General features: G+C 61.1%; 24 protein-coding genes. 15 read left to right on the top strand and 9 right to left on the bottom strand.

Features of this window, described 5'->3' with window-relative positions; translation table 11 throughout:
* Positions 1-143: 143 nt before the first annotated feature.
* The 13 genes from ACA057_RS27685 (at position 144) to ACA057_RS27625 (ending at position 12723) form a co-directional block, all read left to right on the top strand.
* Complete coding sequence (locus ACA057_RS27685) at positions 144-1415, top strand: glutamate-5-semialdehyde dehydrogenase (protein WP_497343951.1); 1272 nt, start codon at positions 144-146, stop codon at positions 1413-1415.
* Positions 1384-2106 carry a nicotinate-nucleotide adenylyltransferase gene (gene nadD / locus ACA057_RS27680; RefSeq protein ID WP_497343949.1) on the top strand — a complete coding sequence of 241 codons (723 nt, stop codon included), beginning with the start codon at positions 1384-1386 and terminating at the stop codon, positions 2104-2106. Before ACA057_RS27685 ends, nadD begins: the two co-directional genes overlap by 32 nt.
* A gap of 73 nt (positions 2107-2179) precedes the next feature.
* On the top strand, positions 2180-2674 hold the full coding sequence (rsfS, locus tag ACA057_RS27675) for a ribosome silencing factor (protein ID WP_401357614.1): 495 nt from the start codon (positions 2180-2182) through the stop codon (positions 2672-2674).
* A gap of 9 nt (positions 2675-2683) precedes the next feature.
* Positions 2684-3151 carry a 23S rRNA (pseudouridine(1915)-N(3))-methyltransferase RlmH gene (rlmH, locus tag ACA057_RS27670; protein ID WP_007937439.1) on the top strand — a complete coding sequence of 156 codons (468 nt, stop codon included), beginning with the start codon at positions 2684-2686 and terminating at the stop codon, positions 3149-3151.
* 10 nt (positions 3152-3161) lie between these two features.
* On the top strand, positions 3162-5057 hold the full coding sequence (gene mrdA / locus ACA057_RS27665; RefSeq protein WP_497343946.1) for a penicillin-binding protein 2: 1896 nt from the start codon (positions 3162-3164) through the stop codon (positions 5055-5057).
* 31 nt (positions 5058-5088) lie between these two features.
* Entirely contained in the window at positions 5089-6192 is a 1104-nt protein-coding gene (gene rodA / locus ACA057_RS27660) for a rod shape-determining protein RodA (RefSeq protein WP_283184636.1), read from the top strand.
* Between the two features lie 17 nt (positions 6193-6209).
* Positions 6210-7220, top strand: coding sequence for a lytic murein transglycosylase B (gene mltB / locus ACA057_RS27655; protein WP_497343944.1), 1011 nt, complete (start codon positions 6210-6212; stop codon positions 7218-7220).
* Complete coding sequence (locus tag ACA057_RS27650; protein WP_497343942.1) at positions 7220-8230, top strand: septal ring lytic transglycosylase RlpA family protein; 1011 nt, start codon at positions 7220-7222, stop codon at positions 8228-8230. Before mltB ends, ACA057_RS27650 begins: the two co-directional genes overlap by 1 nt.
* Positions 8231-8412: 182 nt before the next feature.
* Entirely contained in the window at positions 8413-9570 is a 1158-nt protein-coding gene (locus tag ACA057_RS27645) for a D-alanyl-D-alanine carboxypeptidase family protein (RefSeq protein WP_059402098.1), read from the top strand.
* An 80-nt stretch (positions 9571-9650) separates the two neighbouring features.
* The gene (locus ACA057_RS27640; RefSeq protein ID WP_008152827.1) at positions 9651-9926 is read left to right on the top strand and encodes a DUF493 domain-containing protein; all 276 of its coding nucleotides are present in this window, start codon (positions 9651-9653) and stop codon (positions 9924-9926) included.
* Complete coding sequence (lipB, locus tag ACA057_RS27635) at positions 9926-10573, top strand: lipoyl(octanoyl) transferase LipB (protein ID WP_038361904.1); 648 nt, start codon at positions 9926-9928, stop codon at positions 10571-10573. Before ACA057_RS27640 ends, lipB begins: the two co-directional genes overlap by 1 nt.
* Before the next feature lies 1 nt (position 10574).
* Entirely contained in the window at positions 10575-11597 is a 1023-nt protein-coding gene (gene lipA, locus ACA057_RS27630) for a lipoyl synthase (RefSeq protein WP_059402097.1), read from the top strand.
* 175 nt (positions 11598-11772) lie between these two features.
* Positions 11773-12723: a S66 peptidase family protein gene (locus ACA057_RS27625; RefSeq protein ID WP_497343939.1), complete on the top strand. Its 951-nt coding sequence runs from the start codon at positions 11773-11775 to the stop codon at positions 12721-12723.
* Between the two features lie 121 nt (positions 12724-12844).
* Here ACA057_RS27625 and ACA057_RS27620 read toward each other — a convergent pair whose 3' ends face one another.
* The 5 genes from ACA057_RS27620 to leuS all read right to left on the bottom strand — a co-directional run bounded on the left by ACA057_RS27620 (position 12845) and on the right by leuS (position 18913).
* The gene (locus tag ACA057_RS27620; protein WP_497343937.1) at positions 12845-14167 is read right to left on the bottom strand and encodes a lytic murein transglycosylase; all 1323 of its coding nucleotides are present in this window, start codon (positions 14165-14167) and stop codon (positions 12845-12847) included.
* Between the two features lie 62 nt (positions 14168-14229).
* A complete protein-coding gene (gene arfA, locus ACA057_RS27615; protein ID WP_059402094.1) occupies positions 14230-14394 on the bottom strand; it encodes an alternative ribosome rescue factor ArfA in 165 nt (54 codons plus the stop codon).
* Between the two features lie 141 nt (positions 14395-14535).
* Positions 14536-15573, bottom strand: a complete 1038-nt coding sequence (gene holA / locus ACA057_RS27610) for a DNA polymerase III subunit delta (RefSeq protein ID WP_497343934.1) — start codon at positions 15571-15573, stop codon at positions 14536-14538.
* 39 nt (positions 15574-15612) lie between these two features.
* Positions 15613-16218 (bottom strand): LPS-assembly lipoprotein LptE, encoded by a 606-nt coding sequence (locus ACA057_RS27605; protein ID WP_497343932.1) that lies wholly within the window; start codon positions 16216-16218, stop codon positions 15613-15615.
* Positions 16219-16306: 88 nt separating this feature from the next.
* Positions 16307-18913 (bottom strand): leucine--tRNA ligase, encoded by a 2607-nt coding sequence (gene leuS, locus ACA057_RS27600; RefSeq protein ID WP_497343930.1) that lies wholly within the window; start codon positions 18911-18913, stop codon positions 16307-16309.
* A gap of 279 nt (positions 18914-19192) precedes the next feature.
* On the opposite strand from leuS, the gene ACA057_RS27595 reads away from it, so the two are divergent.
* Both ACA057_RS27595 and ACA057_RS27590 read left to right on the top strand, forming a co-directional pair.
* Entirely contained in the window at positions 19193-19513 is a 321-nt protein-coding gene (locus ACA057_RS27595; RefSeq protein WP_497343928.1) for a hypothetical protein, read from the top strand.
* Positions 19514-19619: 106 nt separating this feature from the next.
* Positions 19620-20399, top strand: coding sequence for a YdcF family protein (locus ACA057_RS27590; protein ID WP_497343926.1), 780 nt, complete (start codon positions 19620-19622; stop codon positions 20397-20399).
* A 100-nt stretch (positions 20400-20499) separates the two neighbouring features.
* Here the strand turns inward: ACA057_RS27590 and lnt are convergent, their stop codons facing one another.
* The 4 genes from lnt to ACA057_RS27570 are packed head-to-tail and all read right to left on the bottom strand — an operon-like array spanning position 20500 to position 24380.
* Positions 20500-22023, bottom strand: coding sequence for an apolipoprotein N-acyltransferase (gene lnt, locus ACA057_RS27585; protein WP_497343924.1), 1524 nt, complete (start codon positions 22021-22023; stop codon positions 20500-20502).
* Between the two features lie 8 nt (positions 22024-22031).
* A complete protein-coding gene (locus ACA057_RS27580) occupies positions 22032-22871 on the bottom strand; it encodes a CorC family transporter (protein WP_401357630.1) in 840 nt (279 codons plus the stop codon).
* A gap of 5 nt (positions 22872-22876) precedes the next feature.
* Positions 22877-23371: an rRNA maturation RNase YbeY gene (gene ybeY / locus ACA057_RS27575; protein ID WP_497343922.1), complete on the bottom strand. Its 495-nt coding sequence runs from the start codon at positions 23369-23371 to the stop codon at positions 22877-22879.
* The gene (locus ACA057_RS27570; RefSeq protein WP_095130815.1) at positions 23364-24380 is read right to left on the bottom strand and encodes a PhoH family protein; all 1017 of its coding nucleotides are present in this window, start codon (positions 24378-24380) and stop codon (positions 23364-23366) included. The genes ybeY and ACA057_RS27570 overlap by 8 nt, the downstream gene beginning before the upstream one ends.
* Between the last annotated feature and the right edge of the window lie 125 nt (positions 24381-24505).

Raw genomic sequence — 24505 nt, 5'->3', positions numbered from 1 at the left:
GATGATAACAATTTGCAGCTTAATCCCGGCTGAACGTCGGCAAATTGCCCTCCATTTCGACCATCCGCCCGTCACCGCTGTTAGTCCAGAGACGCGACAGCTATAATCTGCCGCTTTCCTCTTTGCCAAGACCCCAGCAGACAATGACTGAGTCCGTTCTTGACTACATGACCCGCTTGGGTCGCGCTGCCCGCGCAGCTTCCCGCATCATCGGCCGTGCCAGCACCGCGCAGAAAAACCGCGCCTTGCAGGCGGCTGCCAATGCGTTGGACGCTGCACGCGCCGAGTTGACCGCTGCCAATGAGCTGGATCTGGCGGCAGGCCGCGCCAATGGTCTTGAACCTGCTCTGCTGGAACGCCTGGCGCTGACGCCAGAGCGCATCGACGGGATGATCGTCGGTCTGCGCCAGGTCGCAGCGCTGCCGGACCCGGTCGGCGCGATCCGCGACATGAGCTACCGCCCGTCGGGCATCCAGGTCGGCAAGATGCGCGTGCCGCTGGGCGTGATCGGGATCATCTATGAGTCCCGGCCGAACGTCACCATTGATGCGGCAAGCCTGTGCCTGAAGTCCGGCAACGCGACCATCTTGCGTGGCGGCTCCGAGGCGATTCATTCCAACCGTGCCATCGCTGCCTGCATCCAGCGCGGTCTGGCCGAGGCCGAGTTGCCCGCCGCCGTGGTGCAAGTGGTCGAGACCACGGATCGTGCCGCCGTTGGCGCGCTGATCACCATGCCGGAATACGTTGACGTCATCGTGCCCCGTGGCGGCCGTGGCCTGATCGAACGGGTCAGCCGCGATGCCCGCGTGCCGGTGATCAAGCACCTGGACGGCATCTGCCACGTCTACGTCAGCGCGCACGCCGATCTGCCGAAAGCCCAGCGTATCGCGTTCAACGCCAAGACTTACCGTTATGGCATCTGCGGTGCGATGGAAACGCTGCTGGTCGATCAAGCCGTTGCTAAAGATTTCCTGCCGTCCATGGCAGCCCAGTTCCGCGAAAAAGGCGTCGAACTGCGCGGTTGCGAGCGTACCCGGGCGATCATCGAGGCCGTTGCCGCGACGGATGAAGACTGGAACACCGAATACCTGGCGCCGATCCTCTCGATCCGGGTGGTCGACGGGCTGGACCAGGCCATCGAGCACATCAACACGCACGGCTCCCATCACACCGATTCGATTGTCAGCGAAAACCTCGCCGACACCCGGCGTTTCGTGGCCGAAGTCGATTCGTCGTCAGTGATGATCAACACCCCGACGTGCTTCGCCGATGGCTTTGAATACGGATTGGGTGCCGAGATTGGCATTTCTACTGATAAGCTGCACGCCCGCGGCCCGGTGGGCCTCGAAGGTCTGACCTGCGAGAAGTACATCGTGGTCGGTGATGGCCAGTTGCGCGGCCAGGCGTCAGTCTGACTTGGGCGACCTCGACTTGTCAGCCCAGGAATCCGCCAGCGAGCCTGCGCCTCGGCGCATCGGCATGCTGGGCGGGACTTTCGACCCGGTGCACATCGGCCATTTGCGCGGTGCACTGGAAGTCGCCGAATCGCTGGCGCTCGATGAGTTGCGCCTGACACCCAGTGCCAGGCCACCGCATCGCGGTACGCCGCAGGTGTCGGCGAAAGACCGTCTGGCGATGGTCGAGTGCGCGGTGGCCGGTGTGGCGCCGCTGGTGGTGGATGCCCGCGAATTGCAGCGGGACAAACCGTCCTACACTATTGATACCCTGGAGTTGATGCGCGCCGAACTGGCCGCCGAGACCCAGGTTTTTCTACTTTTGGGCTGGGACGCATTTTGCGGCCTGCCCACTTGGCACCGCTGGGAAGAGTTGCTCCAGCATTGCCACATCCTGGTGCTGCAACGCCCGGATGCCGACAGCGAACCGCCGGATGCCTTGCGCAACCTGCTGGCAGCGCGCTCGGTGAGCGACCCGCTGGCCCTCAAAGGGCCGAGCGGACAGATTGCATTCGTCTGGCAGACGCCGCTCGCGGTATCCGCCACCCAGATCCGTCAACTGCTGGCCAGCGGTAAGTCGGTACGTTTCCTGGTGCCCGACGCGGTCCTGGCCTACATCGATGCGCACGGTCTCTACCGTGCGTCGAACTGAAAAGAGGGCACGCTTCCAGGCACGAAATGACGTGTAGTGAAGCGCCCGAACATACGAGCAAAACGAGTTTTATATGACTGACAAAGACGTAACTAAAGTAAAGCGCAAAGGCACGTTCAAGAGCGCCCCGCTGCCAGTAGAGGCTCCAACCGGCGCGCCACTGGTCGGCGAAGAACTGGTCAAGGTTGCCGTAGCTGCCCTGGAAGACGTCAAGGGCCAGGACATCCAGGTCATCGACGTTCGTGAAAAGCAGAGCATCACTGACTTCATGATCATCGCCACCGGTACCTCCAACCGCCAGATCGGCGCGATGCTGGACAAGGTCCGCGAAGCGGTCAAAGCCCTGGGCGTCAAGCCATTGGGTGAAGAAGGCAAGGGCGACAGCGACTGGGTTCTGCTGGATATGGACGACGTCATCGTACACATGATGACCGCCTCGGCTCGCCAGTTTTACGACCTCGAACGTCTGTGGTCCGGTGCAGAACAGAGCCGTGCTCTGAACGCGGCTCACCACAGCCCGGAAAACACCCATGAGCACTTCGTCAAGCTCAACAAAGACCAGCAATAAGGGCCCGCTGTGCGACTGCGACTGATCGCCGTCGGTTCACGCATGCCCAAGTGGGTGGAAGAAGGCTGGCATGAATATGCCAAGCGTCTTCCATCCGAGCTGGCGCTGGAACTGGTGGAAATACCGCTCAACACCCGTGGCAAGAACGCCGACGTGGCGCGCTTTATCCGACAGGAAGGCGAAGCCATGCTGGCCAAGGTCGGGCCGAACGAGCGGGTTGTCACCCTCGAAGTCCACGGCAAGCCCTGGAGCACTGAGCAACTGGCGGTCGAACTCGATCGCTGGCGGCTGGACTCGCGCACGGTGAATTTCATGGTCGGCGGCCCCGAAGGGCTGGCGCCGGAAGTCTGTGCCCGGGCCGATCAGCGCTGGTCGCTCTCGCCGTTGACGTTGCCGCACCCGTTGGTGCGAATCCTCATCGGCGAACAGCTGTATCGTGCCTGGACAGTGCTGTCCGGCCACCCTTACCACAAGTAGTTCTGCCCTCATGTCCCAGCCGATCCGCATCAAGGACCACGAAAAAGACGCCCGTCTGGTGCGTGGCCGCGTCGTGTTCGGGGCCATTGCGGTGGTGACGCTGATCTGCGTGCTGATTGCGCGGTTGTATTTCCTCCAGGTAATCCAGTACGAGTACCACTCGACCCTGTCGGAAAACAATCGCGTCCATGTGCAGCCGATTCCACCGACGCGCGGGCTGATCTTCGACCGCAATGGCGTGGTGGTGGCCGATAACCGGCCGAGCTTCAGCCTGAGCATGACCCGCGAGCGCTCCGGTAACTGGCAGCAAGTGCTCGACGTGATCGTCGAAGTGCTGGAGCTGACGCCGGAAGATCGGGTGATCTTCGAGAAACGCATGCGCCAGGGGCGTCGGCCGTTCGAGCCGGTGCCGATCCTGTTCGAGCTGACTGAAGAGCAGATTGCCCGCATCGCGGTGAACCAGTTCCGCCTGCCCGGCGTGGAAGTGGTCGCCCAGCTGGTTCGTCACTATCCGCAGGGCGCGCACTTCGCGCACTCGGTGGGTTACATGGGGCGGATCAACGAGAAAGAGCTGAAGTCGCTCGACCCGGTCAATTACAGCGGCACCCACCACATCGGCAAGACCGGCATCGAGCGTTTCTACGAGCCGGAATTGCACGGTCAGGTGGGTTACGAAGAAGTCGAGACCAACGCTCGGGGCCGCGTCTTGCGCGTACTCAAGCGTACCGATCCGATTCCCGGCAAGGACATCGTCCTGAGCCTGGACATCAAACTGCAAGAAGCCGCCGAGGCCGCGCTGGGTGGTCGCCGTGGCGCGGTAGTGGCGCTGGACCCGAAAACCGGCGAAGTGCTGGCGATGGTCAGTCAGCCGAGTTTCGACCCGAACCTGTTTGTCACCGGCATCAGCTTCAAGGCCTATTCCGAACTGCGCGACTCCATCGACCGGCCACTGTTCAACCGCGTCCTGCGGGGGCTGTACCCGCCGGGCTCGACCATCAAGCCCGCGGTGGCGATTGCCGGCCTGGATGCGGGCGTCGTTTCGGCGTCGAGTCGGGTCTACGACCCTGGCTATTACCAGTTGCCCAATTACGACCACAAATACCGCAACTGGAACCGTACCGGCGACGGCTACGTCGATCTGGACACGGCGATCATGCGTTCCAACGACACCTACTTCTACGACCTGGCCCACAAGCTGGGGATCGATCGGCTGTCGGCCTACATGGGCAAGTTCGGCATTGGCCAGAAGGTCTCGCTGGACATGTTCGAAGAGTCGCCGGGGCTGATGCCGACACGCGAATGGAAGCGCGCAACCCGCCGTCAGGCCTGGTTCCCGGGTGAGACGCTGATTCTGGGGATCGGCCAGGGCTACATGCAGTCGACGCCGTTGCAGTTGGCCCAGGCCACGGCACTGGTGGCCAACAAAGGTGTGTGGAACCGTCCGCACCTGGCCCGCACTGTCGAAGGTGAGAAACCCAAGGATGACAATCCGATGCCGGACATCATCCTGCGCGACCCGTCCGACTGGACCAAGGTCAACCACGGCATGCAGCAGGTGATGCACGGTGCCCGGGGTACCGCGCGCAAAGCAGCGATCGGTTCGCAATACCGGATTGCCGGCAAGAGCGGTACGGCCCAGGTGGTCGCGATCAAGCAGGGTGAGAAGTACGACCGCTCCAAGGTTCAGGAGCGCCATCGCGACCACGCCTTGTTCGTCGGCTTCGCGCCGGCCGACAACCCGCAAATCGTAGTGTCGGTGATGGTCGAGAACGGTGAGTCCGGTTCCGGCGTCGCCGCGCCCGTGGTGCGTCAAGTCATGGACGCCTGGCTTCTGGACCAGGACGGCCGACTGAAAGCCGAATACGCCAGCCCTATCAGTGCGGAGGCTACGGCCCGTGAAGAGTAATTTCGATCGCATCCTCTCCAGTGAGGATGTAATGCGTCGCCGTGCGACGCTGTTGCAACGCATGCACATCGACGGCCCGTTGCTGATCCTGCTGCTGACCCTCGCCGCCGGCAGCCTGTTCGTGCTGTATTCGGCCAGCGGCAAGAGCTGGGACCTGCTGGCCAAGCAAGCCACTTCGTTCGGTATCGGCCTGGTCTCGATGATCGTCATCGCCCAATTCGAACCGCGCTTCATGGCGCGCTGGGTGCCGGTCGGCTATGTACTTGGCGTGCTGTTGCTGGTGGTGGTGGATGTCATGGGCCACAACGCCATGGGCGCCACGCGCTGGATCAACATTCCCGGGGTGATCCGCTTCCAGCCCTCGGAATTCATGAAGATCCTGATGCCGGCGACCATCGCCTGGTACCTGTCAAAGCGCACTTTGCCGCCGCAGCTCAAGCATGTGGGCGTCAGTCTGTTTCTGATTGGCTTGCCGTTCATCCTGATCGTGCGTCAGCCCGACCTCGGCACTTCGCTGCTGATCCTCGCCGGTGGCGCGTTCGTTCTGTTCATGGGCGGCCTGCGCTGGCGCTGGATTCTCAGCGTGATTGCCGCGGCTGTGCCGGTGGCGGTCGGCATGTGGTATTTCATCATGCACGACTACCAGAAGCAGCGAATCCTGACGTTCCTCGACCCTGAGAGCGATCCGCTGGGCACCGGCTGGAACATCATTCAATCGAAAGCCGCCATCGGTTCCGGCGGCGTGTTCGGCAAGGGCTGGTTGCTGGGCACCCAGTCGCACCTGGACTTCCTGCCGGAAAGCCACACCGATTTCATTATCGCGGTCATGGGCGAAGAATTCGGCCTGGTGGGCATCTGCGCACTGTTGCTGATTTACTTGCTGTTGATCGGTCGCGGGCTGGTGATTACCGCCCAGGCCCAGACATTGTTCGGCAAATTGCTCGCGGGCAGCCTGACCATGACGTTTTTTGTTTACGTTTTCGTCAACATCGGTATGGTCAGTGGCCTGTTGCCGGTCGTGGGGGTGCCTTTGCCGTTCATTAGCTACGGAGGAACTTCGCTGGTGACGCTACTGTCAGCGTTTGGGGTTTTGATGTCGATCCATACCCATCGTAAGTGGATCGCACAGGTTTGAATAAGGTGAAGATTTCAATGCAAGTAATGCGTGGCTGGGCGACTCGAAATGCGCCATGGGTCGGCCTGGTAAGCATCCTTGGCACAGCGCAGGAAGCGTTGGCCGGCGATTACGAAGGCTCACCCCAGGTGGCTGAATTCGTCGGTGAAATGACCCGCGACTACGGTTTTGCCGGTGAACAGCTGATGGGCGTGTTCCGCGAAGCCGAGCGCAAGCAGGCGATTCTGGACGCGATCTCGAAACCTGCGGAACGGGTCAAGCAGTGGAACGAATATCGGCCGATGTTCATCACCGACGCGCGCATCGCCCGTGGTGTGGATTTCTGGCGGCAGCATGAGGCGGTCCTGGCTCGTGCCGAGCAGGAATACGGTGTACCGGCGCAGGTGATCGTTTCAATCATCGGCGTCGAGACCTTTTTTGGTCGCAATACCGGCAACTACCGGGTCGTCGACGCCTTGTCGACCCTGGGTTTCGACTATCCTCCCCGTGCCGAATTCTTCCGCAAGGAATTGCGCGAATTCTTGCTGCTGGCCCGGGAAGAGCAGGTCGATCCGCTGACCCTCAAGGGCTCATACGCCGGCGCCATGGGCTTGCCGCAGTTCATGCCGAGCAGTTTTCGTGCGTATGCGGTGGATTTCGACGGTGACGGCCACATCAATATCTGGACCAATCCGGACGATGCCATTGGCAGCGTCGCCAGTTACTTCAAGCGTCATGGCTGGGTGGCGGGCGAACCGGTGGTCAGTCGCGCCGATGTGCGTGGCGAGCAGGTGGACGCGGGTTTGACCACCGGCATCGAACCGACTAAAACCGTCGGGGAGTTGCGGGCTCTAGGGTGGTCAAGTCATGATGCGCTGCGCGATGATATGCCGGTCACGGCTTTCCGCCTGGAAGGTGACAATGGCCCCGAATACTGGATGGGCCTGACGAATTTTTACGCGATCACGCGTTATAACCGCAGCGTGATGTACGCCATGGCCGTACATCAACTGTCTGAACAGCTGGTTCAAGCACGGGGCGTCAAGTAATGCGGGCATTGCCTATGAATAAACCCCTGAAGCTGATGGCATTTGCCGCGTTGGCAGTGCTGGTCGCCAGTTGCTCGACCAGCCGCTCGCCGACGCAGAAATCCCCCACCGCCGTGCGCTCTGCGCCGGGGCTGGACATCAACCGGGCGCACAAAGACGGCGCGCCTTGGTGGGACGTCGATGTGTCGCGCATCCCGGACGCCACGCCGACCCTGCATTCCGGTCCTTATAAGGCCAACCCGTACACTGTGCTGGGCAAGACGTATTTCCCGCTGCAGGAGTCCAAGACCTACGTGGCCTCGGGCACGGCGTCGTGGTACGGCACCAAATTCCATGGTCAGAACACCGCCAACGGCGAAGTCTATGACCTGTATGGCATGAGCGCCGCGCACAAGACCTTGCCACTGCCGAGTTACGTCCGGGTGACCAACCTGGACAACAACAAGAGCGTGATCCTGCGAGTCAACGACCGCGGTCCGTTCTACTCGGACCGGATCATCGACTTGTCCTACGCTGCCGCCAAGAAGCTCGGCTATGCCGAAACCGGTACGGCGCGGGTCAAGGTCGAAGGCATCGATCCGCAGCAATGGTGGGCAGCCAAAGGCCGACCGGCGCCATTGATGCTCAACGAGCCGCAAATCGCGCAGAATAACGCCCCGGTGATTACGGCCTCGGCCGGCACCGTCGAACAATGGACACCACCGCCGCAGCAACACGCGGCCGCCGTGGTGCCCGTGCAGATCGATGCAAAAAAAAACGCTTCTGTACCAGCCTCTGGCCAGTATCTGCAGGTGGGCGCGTTCGCCAACCCGGACGCTGCAGAACTCCTGAGATCGAAGCTGAGCGGGATGGTGAGCGCTCCGGTGTTCATCAGTTCGATCGTGCGCAACCAACAGACACTGCATCGGGTGCGCCTGGGGCCGATCGGCTCGCAGGGTGAAATCCAGCAGGTGCAGAACAGTGTGCGAATGGCCAATCTCGGTTCACCGAGCCTGGTCACCGCCGAGTAATACGTAGTACTTGATTGAGGGTTCACTTGCGGTTTGGGGGGTGAACCTGGTTGTTGGCTCGTTAAAGAACAAAAGCCCGGCAAGGGTTCTGAGTGAACAACTGAACACGCGACAGCTCGTTAGAAAGCTGTCTGATTAGTTTTGCCCCCAGGGCAGTTTCCATTAGCGATTTCGAGAGACGGATGAACATCACCACCTTTGCCAAACGACTGTGCCTGCTAGTACCGCTGCTCCTCTCGCCTGCCGCGTTCGCGGTCGAGATGATGCCGTCGCCACCACAACTGGCCGCTAAATCCTACGTGCTCATGGACGCCAGCAGCGGCAACGTGCTGGTCGAGAACAATGGTGACCAGCGTCTGCCGCCGGCCAGCCTGACCAAGCTGATGACCGCGTACATCGCGACCCTGGAAATCCGTCGTGGCCAGATCGGTGAAAACGATCCGGTGACCGTCAGCGAAAACGCCTGGCGTACCGGCGGTTCGCGGATGTTCATCAAAGTCGGCTCGCAAGTGACGGTCAGCGACTTGCTGCACGGCATCATCATCCAGTCGGGTAACGACGCCAGCGTTGCGCTTTCCGAGCACATCGCCGGCAGCGAAGACGCGTTCGCCGACATGATGAACAAAACCGTGGCCGACCTGGGCATGACCAACAGCCACTTCATGAACCCGACCGGCCTGCCGAACCCGGAGCACTACTCGTCGGCTCACGACATGGCCGTGCTGGCTCGCGCAATCATCCACGAAGACCCGGCTCACTATGCGATCTACTCGCAGAAAGAGTTCTTCTGGAACGGCATCAAGCAACCTAACCGTAACCTGCTGCTGTGGCGCGACAAGACGGTCGATGGCCTGAAAACCGGTCACACCGACGAAGCCGGCTACTGCATGGTGTCTTCGGCCGTACGTGACGGCATGCGCCTGATCGCCGTGGTGTTCGGCACCAACAGCGAAGTGGCACGTGCGTCTGAAACCCAGAAGCTGCTGACCTACGGTTTCCGCTTCTTCGAAACCCAGACCTTCTATCAGAAAGGCGCCGAGCTGGCTCAGGCTCCTGTCTGGAAAGGCACCACCAACCAAGTCAAGGCCGGCCTGGCTGAAGACCTGACCATGACCCTGCCGAAGGGCCAGCTGAAAAAGCTCGCCGCCAGCATGACCATGAACCCGCAACTGGTTGCGCCCATCGCCAAGGGCGACGTGATCGGTAAAGTCGAAGTGAAACTGGACGACAAGGTGGTGCACAGCGCTGACCTGATCGCTCTGGACGCAGTCGAGGAGGGTGGTATCTTCCGTCGCATGTGGGATAGCATCCGTCTATTCTTCTACGGCTTGTTCAACTGAATTAGTGTGGACTTGCATGGCTGCGCTCCAATCCGGAGCGGGGCCATGTCCGTTGCCACGGCTTACGAGGCCGTTACGCCATGACAGACACCGAAGTAAAGGCGCCAAAGATCGAATTCCCCTGCGCGGATTACCCGATTAAGGTAATCGGCGACACCGGCGTGGGTTTCAAGGACAAGATCATTGCGATCCTTGAAAAACACGCCACCGTTGACCACAAGACCCTGGCCGAACGCCAGAGTACCAACGGCAAGTACACCACCATCCAGTTGCACATCATCGCCACCGGTCAAGAGCAGCTGTACGACATTAACAGCGAGTTGCGGGCGACCGGTTTCGTGCACATGGTGCTGTGATGTCTGGCACGCTGGGCTTTCGCGAGCTCGGCCAGATGGCCTACGAGCCGGTCTGGCATGCCATGCAGCGCTTCACCAACGAACGCGGCAGCGATGCCGCCGACGAGATCTGGCTGGTCGAGCACCCACCGGTGTTCACCCAGGGCCAGGCCGGCAAGGCCGAGCATTTGTTGTTGCCGGGAGATATTCCGGTGGTGCAGGTCGATCGGGGTGGTCAGGTGACTTACCACGGGCCGGGCCAATTGGTCGCGTACCTGTTGCTCGACGTGCGCAAGTTGGGTTTCGGCGTGCGTGACCTGGTCAGCCGCATGGAGCTCTGCCTGATCGAGTTGCTGGCCAGCTACGGCGTCACCGCCGCGGCCAAGCCGGACGCGCCGGGCGTTTACGTCGACGGGGCGAAAATTGCTTCGCTGGGTCTACGGATCCGCCACGGTTGTTCCTTTCATGGCCTGGCCCTGAACGTGGACATGAACCTGGAACCGTTTCGACGGATTAATCCCTGCGGCTACGCCGGGCTGGCAATGACCCAGCTGAGCGATCACGCAGGATCGATTGAATTTGCCGAGGTAAGTGCCCGGCTGCGCGCGCAGCTCGTCAAACACCTCGACTATGCTGAGCAGACGACCCTAACGGGCGGAATCGACTGATATGACTACTGATGCAGTGCAAACCATGATCCCGACGCTCGATGTCACCGAGCGTCCGGCCCCGCGTGCCAAGGTTGAAGCCGGCGTCAAGCTGCGCGGCGCCGAGAAGGTTGCACGTATCCCGGTGAAGATCATTCCGACCACCGAACTGCCAAAGAAGCCTGACTGGATCCGCGTGCGCATCCCGGTTTCCCCGGAAGTCGACCGCATCAAGGCCCTGTTGCGCAAACACAAGCTGCACAGCGTCTGCGAAGAAGCGTCCTGCCCGAACCTGGGCGAGTGCTTCTCCGGCGGCACCGCGACGTTCATGATCATGGGCGACATCTGCACCCGTCGTTGCCCGTTCTGCGACGTTGGCCACGGTCGTCCGAAGCCACTGGACGTCAACGAACCGGAAAGCCTGGCCATCGCCATCGCCGACCTGAAACTCAAGTACGTGGTGATCACTTCGGTAGACCGCGATGACCTGCGTGACGGCGGTGCCCAGCACTTTGCCGACTGCATCCGCGAGATCCGCAAGCTGTCGCCGAACGTGCAGCTCGAAACCCTGGTCCCGGACTACCGTGGCCGCATGGACGTCGCGCTGGAAATCACCGCCGCCGAGCCGCCTGATGTGTTCAACCACAATCTGGAAACCGTGCCGCGCCTGTACAAGGCCGCGCGTCCGGGTTCGGACTACCAGTGGTCGCTGACCCTGCTGCAACGTTTCAAGCAGATGATGCCGCACATTCCGACCAAATCCGGCCTGATGCTGGGCCTGGGCGAGACCGACGAAGAAGTCATCGAAGTCATGAAGCGCATGCGCGAACACGACATCGACATGCTGACCCTCGGCCAGTACCTGCAACCGTCGCGCAGCCACTTGCCGGTCCAGCGTTTCGTGCACCCGGACGTGTTCGCCTGGTTCGCCGAGGAAGGCTACAAGATGGGCTTCAAGAACGTCGCTTCTGGCCCGTTGGTGCGCTCCTCGTACCACGCCGACGAGCAGGCGAAGCTGGTCAAGGCCGAGCTGATGTCGTCCTGATCTGCCGCCAGACATAAAAAACGCCCGCCAGGCATTCAGCCTCGCGGGTGTTTTTTTGCCTTGCCCACGGCCACAACCGCCTTTTCCTGCAACCTGCGGGGCAACGAAGCCTCTTCTGTTTGTCTCCGTTCCTGACTACTGTGTGCTTGACGCTTTCACGCAGGGAGATTCATGGATGACCGTTCGACCGACCCACACCCTTTGCCCTCATGCACCCGTTCCGGCCTTGCCGTCGGAAGGGTTGATCGGCGTCATCGCGCCTGCCGGTCCTGCGGCGCTGGACACCGATAAGGCCGTTGCCTGGATGCGCGCTCGCGGGTATTCGCTGCGGGTATTTCCCGGGGTGTATGAGAAGGATGATTATCTGGCCGGCAGCGATGAGGTGCGGCTCAATGATCTGCATGCAGCGTTCGCCGACAGCGAGGTGGACGCGATCATCTGCCTGCGCGGTGGCTACGGTACACCGCGACTGCTTGATCGAATCGATTTTGAACTGCTGCGCAACAATGCCAAGCCGTTCATTGGCTATAGCGATATCACCGCGCTGCACCTGGCGATCAGCCGGTACGCGGGTTTTGTGACCTTTCATGGTCCGATGCTCAACGCTGATGTGCTCGGCGACAAGCAACAACCCACCGAGTCCTCGTTTTTCAACCTGCTCAGAGGGCAGGTGAAGGCCGGCAGCGTGCTGACGCACCCGGTGGCCTACCCATTGACCACGATCGAACCTGGCATCGCTCACGGGCGTTTGTTGGGCGGCAATCTGTCGATGATCGCCGCGACCATGGGTACGCCGTACGAGATTGATGCCGAGGGCGTCATTCTGTTCATCGAGGACATTAACGAGCCGCTGTATCGCATCGACCGGCTGCTGACCCATCTGCGTTTGGCGGGCGTGTTAAGCAAGCTGCGAGGGGTTCTGGTGGGGGATGTGGCAGGAGTGGACAGCGATGCGCTGGCGCGCTTGCTCAAGCAGACCTTCGAGCCATTGCGCATTCCGGTGCTGGCGGGATGGCGCAGCGGGCATTGCGATCCGAACCTGACGTTGCCGATGGGCGCGCTGGTGAGGCTGGATGCGGGGAACAGGGAATTGGTGTTGGAGCAGGATGTGGTGATCAGGCGGTAGACATTCATCGCCTGATCGTCAGTCATCGCGAGCAGGCTCGCTCCCACATTGGATCTTCAGTGAATACAGCATTTGTATTCGACGCAGATCAGTGTGGGAGCGAGCCTGCTCGCGATGCTTTTTAGCGGCTACGCAGGCCTTCCAGCAACTTGTGCGTCGGATAACCATCCGCCGGCCAGCCGAACGACTGCTGGGCGCTGCGGATTGCCTTGCGGGTGTTGGCGCCGATGATGCCGTCGGCCGTGCCCGCGTCGTAGTTCTGCGCACTCAGCAAGCTTTGCAGTTCCATCCGTTCGCTGCGGCTCAGGGGCAAATCGTCTTTGGGCCACGAGCCGTTGATCAGGCCTGAACCGTTGAAACGCTCGGACAACAGGCTTACCGCCAACGCATAGGACGACGAATTGTTGTACTTGAGGATCGCGCGGAAGTTGTCGAGCACCAGGAACGCCGGGCCGCGGTAACCGGCTGGCAGCAGCAGGGCGGCAGACAGGTGTTCGGAGCCTGCTGGAACCTGGCCGCCATTGGGCAGTGTCACGCCCAGTTGCTGCCATTCGGCGACGCTCTTGCGAATCGTGCCATCGGCCAGCACGTAGTTGAAGCTGCCTGGCAGTTGCACTTCGAAGCCCCACGGCTGGCCTTTCTGCCAGCCGGAGCTTTGCAGGTAGTGCGCGGTCGAGGCCAGGGCATCGGCGGAACTGCCCCAGATATCGCGACGGCCGTCGCCATCGAAGTCCACCGCGTGGGTGTTGTAAGTGGTTGGAATGAACTGGGTCTGGCCCATGGCGCCGGCCCAGGAACCGAGCATTTTCTCCGGTTCGATATCACCCTGTTGCAGGATTTGCAGGGCGGCGATCAGTTGCGCGTGGGCGAAACCAGGGCGCCGGCCTTCGTAGGCCAGCGTCGCCAGGGAGTTGATCACTGACTTGCTGCCCTGGAACTGCCCGAAGTTACTCTCCATGCCCCACACCGCGACCAGGGCCTGGCGATCGACGCCATAGCGCTGTTCGATGCTTTGCAGGATGTCGGCGTATTGGCTGACCAGCGCCTCGCCTTTACGCACGCGCAGTGGCGAAAGGGCGCCGTCGAGGTATTCCCACACGGGGCGAGAGAATTCCGGCTGGCTACGGTCGGCGCGGATCACGCTGTCGTCGAAGCTGATATTGGCGAAGGCGCGGTCGAACAGATCGGCGCGAATACCGGCGGCCAGGGCGTCCTTGCGGAAACCGGCCTGCCATTCGGCAAAGGTCTGGGTCGGCTGGATGTCGAGGTTTTCACCGCTCGGCACCACGGGCGGAATCACCGCAGGGGCGGTCGCGACGGGGAGGGTCTGAAGCGGTTGGGCGTCGGCGGCGGTCGGTTTTTCCGCGCAAGCGACTAGCAAGATGAGGCTGGAGGCAGCGATCAGTTGGCGCAGGTGCCAACGACGGGAAAGACAAAAGGGCATGCACGGGTCCAGGGAATACGGATCAGGTGCAGACCTTAACATGTTGAGCGAGCGCCTGCCTTTCAGGCGGCCAGAAAGTAAGAAGCCTCCCAGCTTTTAGACTGGAAGGCTTCGCGGCGGTAGCTGCCTTTGCCCTTGCCGGCGGGTTCCTGACGGCTGCGGAACAGTGGCTGGGCGATGATCGATTTGGCCTTGTTGGGGCCATTCCTGGATGGCTTTTTGCTCATGATGATTGCTCGCAAGTGAGTGGGTTTTGCGGGGCAAATCATCGGCTCAAGTTGGGGTTCTGTCTAGTCCCCACGTTGCGTAGGACCTTTCGCCGATCACCGGACCTGTAGCAGCCTTCGGCAGCGCTACAGGGGGCGCGTTTACTCCGCGGGCAGCATCAATCTCTGGCCAGCCATCAGCAACGTCAGCCGGCTCAGGCTCATCCACGGCGAACCCGCGGCCTGGCCTTTGATCTGGGCGTCGATGCGCTGTGCTTCCAGCAACAACTGCGCCCAGCGTTGCGCCGAATAGCGTTGCAGGGCTTTGCTCATCAGCGGTTTGCGCTTGTCCCAGACCGGCGGTCGGGCCTGGCTGAAGGCTTTGTCCAGCGGCACACCCTGGCTGTATTGCAGTGACAGGTTGGCCAGCAGGCGCAGTTCGCGGGCCAGGGCCCAGAGAATCACCGGTGGTTCGACGCCTTCACCGCGCAGCCCTTCGAGCATGCGCAAGGCGTGGGCGGCTTCACCGTTGAGAATCGCATCGGTCAGCCCGAAGACGTCGAAGCGCGCACTGTCGGCCACCGCCGCTTGCACGGTTTCAACAGTGATCTGACCACCTTCGGCCATCAACTTGAGCTTTTCGATTTCCTGGGCGGCGGCCAGCAGGTTGCCTTCAACCCGTGCCGCGATCAGTTCGACCGCGTCCTGGCTGGCGGAAAGCCCGGCCTGGGACAACCGTTGGCGGATCCAGCTCGGTAACTGATTGGCATCCACCGGCCAGATCTGCACGAACTGGGTCTGCTGGCCTTCGACCAGCGCCTTGCCCCACTTGGTTTTCTGCGCACTGCCATCGAGCTTGGGCAGGCTGATCAGCAAAATAGTGTCTTCGGCCGGCCGCGAGCAGTATTCGATGAACGCCGCAGCGCCTTTGTCGCCGGGTTTGCCTGACGGCAGACGCAGTTCCAGCAGGCGTTTTTCGGCGAACAACGACATGCTCGCGCCGGCTTGCAGCAGCGTACCCCAGTCGAAACTGGCGTCGGCGGCGAAGACCTGGCGCTCGTCGAAACCTTGTTGGCGGGCGGCGGCACGAATCGCGTCGGCAGCCTCCTGACACAACAGTGGGTCATCGCCACTGATGATGTAGACCGGCGCAAGGGGGCCTTGCAGGTGTTTGGCGAGTTGGGCGGGAGCGAGTTTCATAGGCGAGGGCGAACGGGGCGCCTGAGCGCCCCGTAAGTCTTATTGCTGCGGCAGTTGGATGGGCGACTGACGCGGCGTTTCCGCTTCAGACTTCTGCGCCGCTTCCAGCGCTGCGGCTTCAGCCTTGGCTTTGGCCTCGGCCGTCTGTTGCAGCTGATCCAGTTGAGTCGGAGTGAGCTGCTGCAGGCGCAGCATCATGCGTTGAACCAGTTCGCGACGCATTTCGATGCGGGCATCGTTGGCTTCCTGATCGGACCCCACCAGGTTGTTGCCGTCGTGAATGAAGACTTTCTGTACTTCAAGCTTGTCGGTCATCAGCGGCAGGTTGCCCTGGCCACGAATGTCGTAGCTGAGCACGGTCGTCATCTGGTACTCGCCCGTACGACCGGCGCCTGCGTAGCTGAGGATGCGCTGGCTTTCCTGCTCGTCGGTCAGAATCAGTTTGTACGGTGCGCCGCTGTAGACCTTGACGCCGCTGCCGCTCAGAACCTGACGCAGCTGGGTGACGGTTTCGCCATAGGCGTTGCGGGCGGTCAGGTCGAGTTCCTTGATCGCCAGTTCAGTGGTGCCGGTGCCGCGCAGCTGGAAACCGCAGGCGCTCAGCAGAACGGCGAGGCCTATCACCAGCAAATTGCGTTTGATCATCTTGTTGCTCCCCTTGAAACCATGTGGGCCGATCTTGCGGCCCGAAAGGTTTTACTCGGCGCCAGGCATGACCTGGCGCCCGATCCAATTAGCTGGCGACGATATTGACCAGTTTCCCGGGCACTACGATCACTTTACGAATCGTCAGACCGTCGACGAAGCGCAGCACGTTCTCGTTGGCCCGTGCAGCGGCTTCGACGTCTTCGCGGCTGGCGCTGGCCGGCATTTCGATGTGTCCGCGCAGCTTGCCGTTGACCTGAATCACCAGTTGCAGGCTGTCCTGCACCAGCGCGCTTTCGTCCAGCTTCGGCCAGCCTGCGTCGATCACAGGGTCAGCATGACCCAGTCGATTCCACAGCTCGTGGCTGATGTGCGGAGTGATTGGCGCCAGCAGCAGGACCACGGTTTCCAGGCCTTCATGAATCAGTGCGCGATCCTGTGCGGTGCCTTGCGGGGCTTTTTCCAGCACGTTCATCAGCGTCATCACCTGGGCGATGGCGGTGTTGAATTTGTGGTTCTGGCCGACGTCGTGGCTGGCCTGCTTGATGGCCTGGTGGATCGAACGGCGAATGGCTTTCTGCTCGTCGTTCAGGCTGGCGACGTCCAGTGTGCCCGGCAGGCCCTGAGTGACGTGCGCTTGCGCCAGGCGCCAGACGCGCTTGAGGAAGCGGTGCGAGCCTTCTACGCCCGAGTCGGACCATTCCGCGCTCATGTCGGGTGGCGAGGCGAACATCATGAACAGGCGGCAGGTGTCTGCGCCGAACTGGTCAATCATCGACTGTGGATCGACGCCGTTGTTCTTCGACTTGGCCATCTTCTCGGTGCCGCCGATCTCGACCGGCAGGCCGTCTGCGATCAGCTTGGCGCTGACAACCTTGGCCTTGCTGTCGCGTTCGAGTTCGACGTCCGCCGGGTTGAACCAGGTGTAGGCACCGTTGGCTTCGCGACGATAATAAGTCTCGGCGATCACCATGCCTTGGGTCAGCAGGTTCTTGAACGGCTCGTTGGAGCTCACCAGGCCTTCGTCGCGCATCAGCTTGTGGAAGAAGCGCGCGTACAACAGGTGAAGAATCGCGTGTTCGATGCCGCCGATGTACTGATCCACCGGCAGCCAGTGGTCGGCCGCGGCTTTTTCCACCAGCCCGCCTTCATAGTGCGGCGAGGCGTAGCGGGCGTAGTACCACGAGGACTCGACGAAGGTGTCCATGGTGTCGGTTTCACGCTTGGCAGGCTGGCCGCATTTCGGGCAAGCGCACTCGTAGAACTCGGGCATGCGTGCCAGTGGCGAGCCGGCGCCATCCGGTACGACGTCTTCCGGCAATACGACCGGCAGTTGATCTTCCGGGACCGGCACATCACCGCAGGTGTTGCAGTGGATGATCGGGATCGGGCAGCCCCAGTAGCGCTGGCGGCTGATGCCCCAGTCGCGCAGGCGGAACTGGGTGCGCGAGGCGCCGAGGTTTTTCTTGATCAGCGCGACTTCAATGGCGTCGAACGCACCTGGGAAGTCGAGGCCGTCGAACTCGCCGGAATTGATCAGCGTGCCGTGCTCGCCGTAGGCGTCCTGCCACGGAGCCGGGTTGGTGTCACCTGCGCTGGTGCGCACCACCGATTTGATCGGCAGGTTGTATTTGGTGGCGAATTCGAAATCCCGTTCGTCGTGAGCCGGTACAGCCATGACCGCGCCGTCGCCGTAGTGCATCAGCACATAGTTGGCGACCCATACCGGGAGTTTCTCACCGGTCAGCGGGTGCTCGACGAACAACGAAGTCGGCAGGCCTTTTTTCTCTTGGGTGGCGACGTCGGCTTCGGCAACGCTGCCGCCCTTGCATTCAGCGATGAACGCTTGCAGCTCAGGATTGTTCTGTGCGGCCAGGGCAGCCAGGTGGTGTTCGGCGGCGACGGCAACGTAGGTCGCGCCCATCAGGGTGTCCGGACGGGTGGTGAACACCTTCAGTGCGCCGGTTTCGCCGATGGAGTCGACGTTGTACGGGAACTGCACTTCCATGCCGCGGGACTTGCCGATCCAGTTGCGCTGCATGGTCTTGACCTGTTCAGGCCAGCCCGGCAGATCGTCGAGGCTTTCCAGCAGCTCATCCGCGTACGCGGTGATCTTGAAGTAGTACATCGGGATTTCGCGCTTTTCGATCAGCGCGCCGGAACGCCAGCCGCGGCCGTCGATCACTTGTTCGTTGGCCAGGACGGTCTGGTCGACCGGGTCCCAGTTCACGGTGCCGCTTTTTTTGTAGATCACGCCTTTTTCGAACAGGCGAGTGAACAGCCATTGTTCCCAGCGGTAGTAATCCGGCTTGCAGGTGGTCACTTCGCGCGACCAGTCCACCGCCAGGCCCAGGCTGCGCAGCTGGGTTTTCATGTAGGCGATGTTTTCGTAGGTCCACTTGGCCGGCGCTACGTTGTTCTTCATCGCGGCGTTTTCCGCGGGCATGCCAAAGGCGTCCCAACCCATGGGTTGCAGGACGTTCTTGCCTAGCATGCGCTGGTAGCGGGAGATCACGTCGCCGATGGTGTAGTTGCGCACGTGCCCCATGTGTAGCTTGCCGCTGGGGTAAGGGAACATCGACAGGCAGTAGAACGTCTCCTTGCCTGGCTGTTCACTGACTTCAAAGGACTTTTGCTCGTCCCAGAATGACTGGGCGGCGGCTTCGATTTCACGGGGCTGATATTGTTCGTGCATGGCTACTTTTGAACTGAATAGGGGTGGCCTAATCCTCTTCAATGCAACGTTGGACATTGATCACGCCAAATCGGCGTTTCGGTGTCCAGACGAGCTGGAAGTGGAGTTACAGGAAGCGCCGTAGCATACATGACCGCGCTCTACCGAGGGAAACCCTGATTACTGCCGCAGGTCACCCGAAACCCGCTGCGAGGGCCGTTGGTCGCAGCACTCAGCCGGTTTGTTGATGGAAGCTAAGCTCTAAATGGGGAGTAAGTCTTATCTTCAATGAGGTGAGGGATGGTTGAGTCACGGCAGAAAGTTACAAAACCGGAGCTTTACGAAAGACTGATCGATCGTCTGGGAATGGCCCTGGACGCGGCTAAAACCGCTGACCGGTTACGCGACGAACGACCGCTGGAACTGGAACTGCGTGGCTTGAGCCCCGCAGAGTTTGCACTGGTCAAGGCGTATCTCGATCGCAGTGAACGTGAGACACAGGGATGCTTGTCAGAAGCAGTGAAGCAACTCGACGCACCACGTTCGGCCAAGATCATCTGGCTCAAGGACAAGACTCCCGGCAGAGACGCGGTAAAGGTCCGGTCTCTGCAATTCAAGTAAGGGCACTTGAAGCCATGTCGTATGGTTTTTTGAAGCATAGTCCTTCCGTATCTGTTGTCGCATTGCGTCAACCCACTTAGGCTTCGGGCATCTCTGGAGATGCTCGATGCCTTTTCGTTATTTCGTAAAACAACTTCTATTGCCGCCCGGCCTTCTTTTGCTGCTGTTGGTGCTCGCCTGGTGGCTCCGCCGCTCAAGACCGCGACTTGCCAGCCTGTGCTTCGTCCTCGGCGCGGGCGGCTTCTGGCTGATGAGCTTGCCAGTGGTGGTGCAATGGAGCGCCGAACTGCTTGAGCGTGAGCCGCCGCTGGCTCGCGACGAGTGGGCAACATTGACTCAGCATGCCGACGCGATTGTGGTGCTGGGTTCGGGGCGCGAGCGGGGCGACCTGGCGTGGGGCGAAGACCAGCCGACCGGCGTGGGCCTGGAGCGCCAGCGGTATGCGGCGCGATTGGCCAAGGCGTCCGGCCTGCCGATCCTGACCAGTGGCGGCCTGCATTACGGCACGCCGCCGACTGAAGCCAAAATCATGGCGGACTCTTTGCTCGATGATTTCGGCGTGACGGTTCGTTGGCAGGAAGGGCGTAGCCGCACGACCTGGGAAAATGCCCGGTTCAGCGCGGAGGTGTTGTTGCCGCAAGGGATCAAGCGCGTGGTGCTCGTGACCCAGGCGTGGCACATGCCGCGCGCGGTCTGGAGTTTCCAGAAGGCCGGGTTTGAGGTGGTGCCGGCGCCGATGGGCTTTCTGGGCGTGGACAATGCCCGGCCATTGGGTGGCTGGTTGCCTGAATTCAAGTCGATCTGGCAGAGCGGGCAATTGATGAATGAAGCGGTGGGGCAGGTCGGGTATTCGTTGTTTTACCGGAGTGAGGTCACCGCCGATTGATGCGGCGTCTGCTGTACCGCCTTCGCGAGCAAGCCCGCTCCCACATTTGATCTGCGTCGTACACAAATCAAATGTGGGAGCGGGCTTGCTCGCGAAGCTTTTAAACGGTCTTGGCCATCCGGCTGGCTATCAACGCCCAGCCAAACAACAACACACACACGATGATCAGCGGCCACGAACGCCATTCCAGATACGGCGTCAGGTTGTGCATCGGCACCACTTCGCCGTACAGAATGCCGCGTTCGAACTGCGGGATCTGCACCGTGATCTGCCCGAACGGGTTGATCAGGCCGGTTACGCCGTTGTTGGTGGCGCGGATCATCCAGCGACCGGCTTCAAGCGCGCGCATCTGTGCCATCTGCAAATGTTGCAGCGGGCCGATGGATGTGCCGAACCAGGTGTCGTTGCTGATGGTCAGCAGCAGATCGCTTCGGGCGGCGAGGCTGGCGGCGAATTCTGGATACACCACTTCGTAGCAGATGAACGGCGCAATCTGATAACCCTTGGCCTGCAGCATCGGCTGATCGACCGGGCCACGGGCAAAGTCCGACATCGGCAGGTCGAAGAAGGCAATCAGGCCGCGCAGCACGTCCTGCAACGGCACGTACTCGCCAAACGGCACCAGCTTCTGCTTGAGGTAGGTGCCATCACCTTCACCGACCACGGTAATGCCATTGAAGAAACGCTTTTCGTGGCGGACTTCTTCGCGAATCGGTACGCCGGTAATCAGCGCGGATTTACGCTCGGCCGCGAAGTTGCCCATCATGTTCAGGTAGCCCTCGGCGGACTCCTTGAGCACCGGGACCGCCGTTTCCGGCCAGATCAGCAGGTCGACCCGCTTGGAGCTGAAACTCATGTCGCGGTACAGCGCCAGCTGCGCGTTGAGCTGCGTCGGGTCCCACTTCATGCTCTGTTCGATATTGCCCTGAATCGCCGCGACACTCAGCGGTGCGCCCGCCGGGGTTGTCCAGGCGTGTTCCTTCAGCGCCATGCCGGCCACCCAAGGCCCGATCAGCAACAACACGCCCGCCGCAATGAAGCCTTTGCGCCCCGTACGCACCAGGCGCGCAGCGTTGTAGATCAGCGCCGCCGTCAGGGCCAGGGTGAAGGAAATCAGCCACATCCCGCCGACCGGCGCGAGCCCGGCCAATGGCCCGTTGAGTTGGCTGTAACCGGAATAGAGCCACGGGAAACCGGTCAGGAACCAGCCGCGAAAGGCTTCCTGGCCGACCCACAAGGCGGCAAACGCCAAGGCATCGGCCAGCGGTGCCTCGTTACGGCGCAACCAGCGCGCCCAGATCCAGGCGGGCAGGGCGAAGAACCAGGCAATCGCCGCCGTGAAGATCAGCATCAGGAAACCGGCCAGCAGCACCGAGGCGCCGCCGAAGTGGTGAATGCTGTAGTAGATCCAGCTGGTGCCGGCGCCAAACAGGCCGAAACCGAAACACCAGCCACGGCCCAAGGCCTGGCGGGGATTCAGTTCGCGCAAACCGGCATAGAAGAAACCGACCGCCAGCAACGCCAGCGGCCAGATATCGAACGGCGCCAGGGCCAGGGTGGTGAGTGCACCGGCCGCCACGGCCAGCAGGTTACCGGGCCAGCCGGGGCGGGTTACGCGGAGCATGTCAATCCTTAGCGTGCAATAGGCGTCAGGCGCAGCAAGTGAATCCGACGACTGTCGGCGTTCAGGATGCGGAAGCGATACGGGCCGATTTCGGTGATTTCGTTGCGTTTGGGCAAGTGCCCGAACGCGCTCATCACCAGACCGCCGACGGTGTCGAATTCGTCATCGGAGAATTGGCTGTCGAAGAATTCGTTGAAGTTCTCGATCGGCGTCAGGGCCTTGATCAGGAAGTCACCGCTGGGCAGTGGCTTGATGTAGCTGTCTTCTTCGACGTCGTGTTCGTCTTCGATGTCGCCGACGATCTGTTCCAGCACGTCTTCGATGGTCACCAGACCCGCCACGCCGCCGTATTCGTCAATGACGATAGCCATGTGGTTGTGGTTGGCGCGGAACTCGCGCAGCAGCACATTCAGACGCTTGGACTCCGGCACGAAAGTGGCCGGGCGCAGCAGGTCCTTGATGTTGAAGCTGTCGCCGTTCTCCTTGAGGATCAACGGCAGCAAGTCCTTGGCCAGCAACACGCCCATCACGTCATCGTGGCTTTCGCCGATCACCGGGTAGCGGGAGTGGGCCGAGTCGACCACGGCCGGCAGGAATTCGCGGGGTGTCTGGGTCGCCTTGATGCTGACCATCTGCGAGCGCGGGACCATGATGTCCCGTACTTGCAGGTCCGCAACCTGGATGGCGCCTTCGACGATGGCCAGCGCTTCGCTGTCCAGCAGTTTGTTTTGGTGTGCGTCGCGCAGCAGCTCAAGCAGCTCCTGGCGGTTCTTCGGCTCGTGGGCAAAAGCCTGGGTGAGCTTACCCAGCCAAGACTTTTGCCCGTTGCTCGATCGATCTTCGCTCATAGCGATTACTCTGAATCCTTTGTTGTTACGATTGGGGGTGTGTCAGTTTCGTCGTCCGCATACGGGTCTCGATGACCCAATTCTGCAAGCAACGTTCGTTCCAGTGCTTCCATTTCTTCGGCTTCCTCGTCCTCTATATGGTCGTAACCAAGCAGATGCAAGCAGCCGTGAATGACCAGATGCGCCCAGTGGGCCTTGAGTTCCTTGCCTTGTTCGGCGGCTTCGCGTTCGACCACCGCCACGCAGATCACCAGATCGCCCAGCAGCGGGATGTCGAGAAACTCGTCAGGCACGTCGGCAGGGAACGATAAGACGTTAGTGGCGTAATCCTTTTGCCGCCAGGTGTGATTCAGTTCGCGCGCTTCCTCTTCATCGACCAGGCGAATGGTCATTTCGGAATCAGCCGTGCGCTGGCGCAGAGCCAGTTCGCACCATTGGCGGAACTCGGCTTCGCTTGGGGCATGCGCTTGGGTAGCCAGTTGCAGATCAAGCTCAAGCATCGTGGCGATTGTCCTTGGAAGAGAACTTCGCCGGTTCGTCAGCCACACGATTCTCGAAGCGCTCGTAGGCTTCGACAATGCGCTGCACCAGTGGATGGCGCACAACGTCCTTGGGCATGAAATGAGTGAAGCTGATACCCGGCACGTCTTTGAGCACTTCGATCACATGGTGCAGCCCGGACTTGGTGCCTTTCGGCAGGTCGACCTGGGTGATGTCACCGGTGATGACCGCTGTGGAGCCGAAGCCGATCCGGGTCAGGAACATCTTCATTTGCTCGACGGTAGTGTTCTGGCTTTCGTCGAGGATGATGAAGCTGTTGTTCAGCGTACGACCGCGCATGTAGGCCAGCGGCGCGACTTCAATGACCTGGCGCTCGATCAGCTTGGCCACGTGTTCGAAACCAAGCATTTCGTAGAGTGCGTCGTAGAGCGGGCGCAGGTACGGGTCGATCTTCTGGGACAGGTCGCCGGGCAGGAAGCCGAGTTTTTCGCCCGCTTCAACCGCCGGGCGGACCAGCAGGATGCGGCGAATCTGCTCGCGTTCCAGCGCGTCTACCGCGCAGGCAACGGCCAGATAGGTCTTGCCGGTACCGGCCGGGCCGATGCCGAAATTGATGTCGTTACCGAGGATTTCCTTCACGTAGCGCAACTGATTCAAGCCGCGAGGGCGAATCATGCCTTTTTTGGTGCGCAGGGCGACGGAAGGTTCGGACGGGGAAACGTTGTCCAGCTCTTCGACGGCCGATTCCTGCAGGAACAGGTGAACCATGTCCGGCGACAGCTCGGTACCCTTGGTTTCCCGGTACAGGCGGCGCAGGAGGTTTTCCGCGGAGGTGGTGTGTTTGGGTTCGCCGATCAGTTCGAACTGGTCTCCGCGGTTGCGGATCTCGATATTCAGGCGCTGCTCGATCAAGCGCAGATGCTCGTCGAATTGCCCGCACAGATTGGCGAAGCGGCGAGCCTCAAAGGGCTCGAGGATAAAACGATGTGGTTCTATGGGTGCGTTCAAGGTCGTATTTAGCCGCCCTGGGGCAATTAAGATGAAATCAAGGATAACGCCAGAGGCTCGGGTGCGAAAGCTCTTAAATATCGCAACGTCGCACCCCGTCCTTGTGGGAGCCGGGCTTGCCCGCG

The organism is Pseudomonas sp. LBUM1661, assembly GCF_059695925.1.
This window is presented reverse-complemented; position numbering and strand designations above follow the sequence as displayed.

What these genes read in the sequence shown, in the direction of transcription:
- ACA057_RS27685 (WP_497343951.1), top strand. Translation starts at nt 144, where the DNA reads ATGACTGAGTCCGTTCTTGACTACATGACCCGCTTGGGTCGCGCTGCC.
- nadD (WP_497343949.1), top strand. Translation starts at nt 1,384, where the DNA reads ATGGCCAGTTGCGCGGCCAGGCGTCAGTCTGACTTGGGCGACCTCGAC.
- rsfS (WP_401357614.1), top strand. Translation starts at nt 2,180, where the DNA reads ATGACTGACAAAGACGTAACTAAAGTAAAGCGCAAAGGCACGTTCAAG.
- mrdA (WP_497343946.1), top strand. Translation starts at nt 3,162, where the DNA reads ATGTCCCAGCCGATCCGCATCAAGGACCACGAAAAAGACGCCCGTCTG.
- rodA (WP_283184636.1), top strand. Translation starts at nt 5,089, where the DNA reads ATGCGTCGCCGTGCGACGCTGTTGCAACGCATGCACATCGACGGCCCG.
- mltB (WP_497343944.1), top strand. Translation starts at nt 6,210, where the DNA reads ATGCAAGTAATGCGTGGCTGGGCGACTCGAAATGCGCCATGGGTCGGC.
- ACA057_RS27650 (WP_497343942.1), top strand. Translation starts at nt 7,220, where the DNA reads ATGCGGGCATTGCCTATGAATAAACCCCTGAAGCTGATGGCATTTGCC.
- ACA057_RS27645 (WP_059402098.1), top strand. Translation starts at nt 8,413, where the DNA reads ATGAACATCACCACCTTTGCCAAACGACTGTGCCTGCTAGTACCGCTG.
- ACA057_RS27640 (WP_008152827.1), top strand. Translation starts at nt 9,651, where the DNA reads ATGACAGACACCGAAGTAAAGGCGCCAAAGATCGAATTCCCCTGCGCG.
- lipB (WP_038361904.1), top strand. Translation starts at nt 9,926, where the DNA reads ATGTCTGGCACGCTGGGCTTTCGCGAGCTCGGCCAGATGGCCTACGAG.
- lipA (WP_059402097.1), top strand. Translation starts at nt 10,575, where the DNA reads ATGACTACTGATGCAGTGCAAACCATGATCCCGACGCTCGATGTCACC.
- ACA057_RS27625 (WP_497343939.1), top strand. Translation starts at nt 11,773, where the DNA reads ATGACCGTTCGACCGACCCACACCCTTTGCCCTCATGCACCCGTTCCG.
- ACA057_RS27620 (WP_497343937.1), bottom strand. Translation starts at nt 14,167, where the DNA reads ATGCCCTTTTGTCTTTCCCGTCGTTGGCACCTGCGCCAACTGATCGCT.
- arfA (WP_059402094.1), bottom strand. Translation starts at nt 14,394, where the DNA reads ATGAGCAAAAAGCCATCCAGGAATGGCCCCAACAAGGCCAAATCGATC.
- holA (WP_497343934.1), bottom strand. Translation starts at nt 15,573, where the DNA reads ATGAAACTCGCTCCCGCCCAACTCGCCAAACACCTGCAAGGCCCCCTT.
- ACA057_RS27605 (WP_497343932.1), bottom strand. Translation starts at nt 16,218, where the DNA reads ATGATCAAACGCAATTTGCTGGTGATAGGCCTCGCCGTTCTGCTGAGC.
- leuS (WP_497343930.1), bottom strand. Translation starts at nt 18,913, where the DNA reads ATGCACGAACAATATCAGCCCCGTGAAATCGAAGCCGCCGCCCAGTCA.
- ACA057_RS27595 (WP_497343928.1), top strand. Translation starts at nt 19,193, where the DNA reads ATGGTTGAGTCACGGCAGAAAGTTACAAAACCGGAGCTTTACGAAAGA.
- ACA057_RS27590 (WP_497343926.1), top strand. Translation starts at nt 19,620, where the DNA reads ATGCCTTTTCGTTATTTCGTAAAACAACTTCTATTGCCGCCCGGCCTT.
- lnt (WP_497343924.1), bottom strand. Translation starts at nt 22,023, where the DNA reads ATGCTCCGCGTAACCCGCCCCGGCTGGCCCGGTAACCTGCTGGCCGTG.
- ACA057_RS27580 (WP_401357630.1), bottom strand. Translation starts at nt 22,871, where the DNA reads ATGAGCGAAGATCGATCGAGCAACGGGCAAAAGTCTTGGCTGGGTAAG.
- ybeY (WP_497343922.1), bottom strand. Translation starts at nt 23,371, where the DNA reads ATGCTTGAGCTTGATCTGCAACTGGCTACCCAAGCGCATGCCCCAAGC.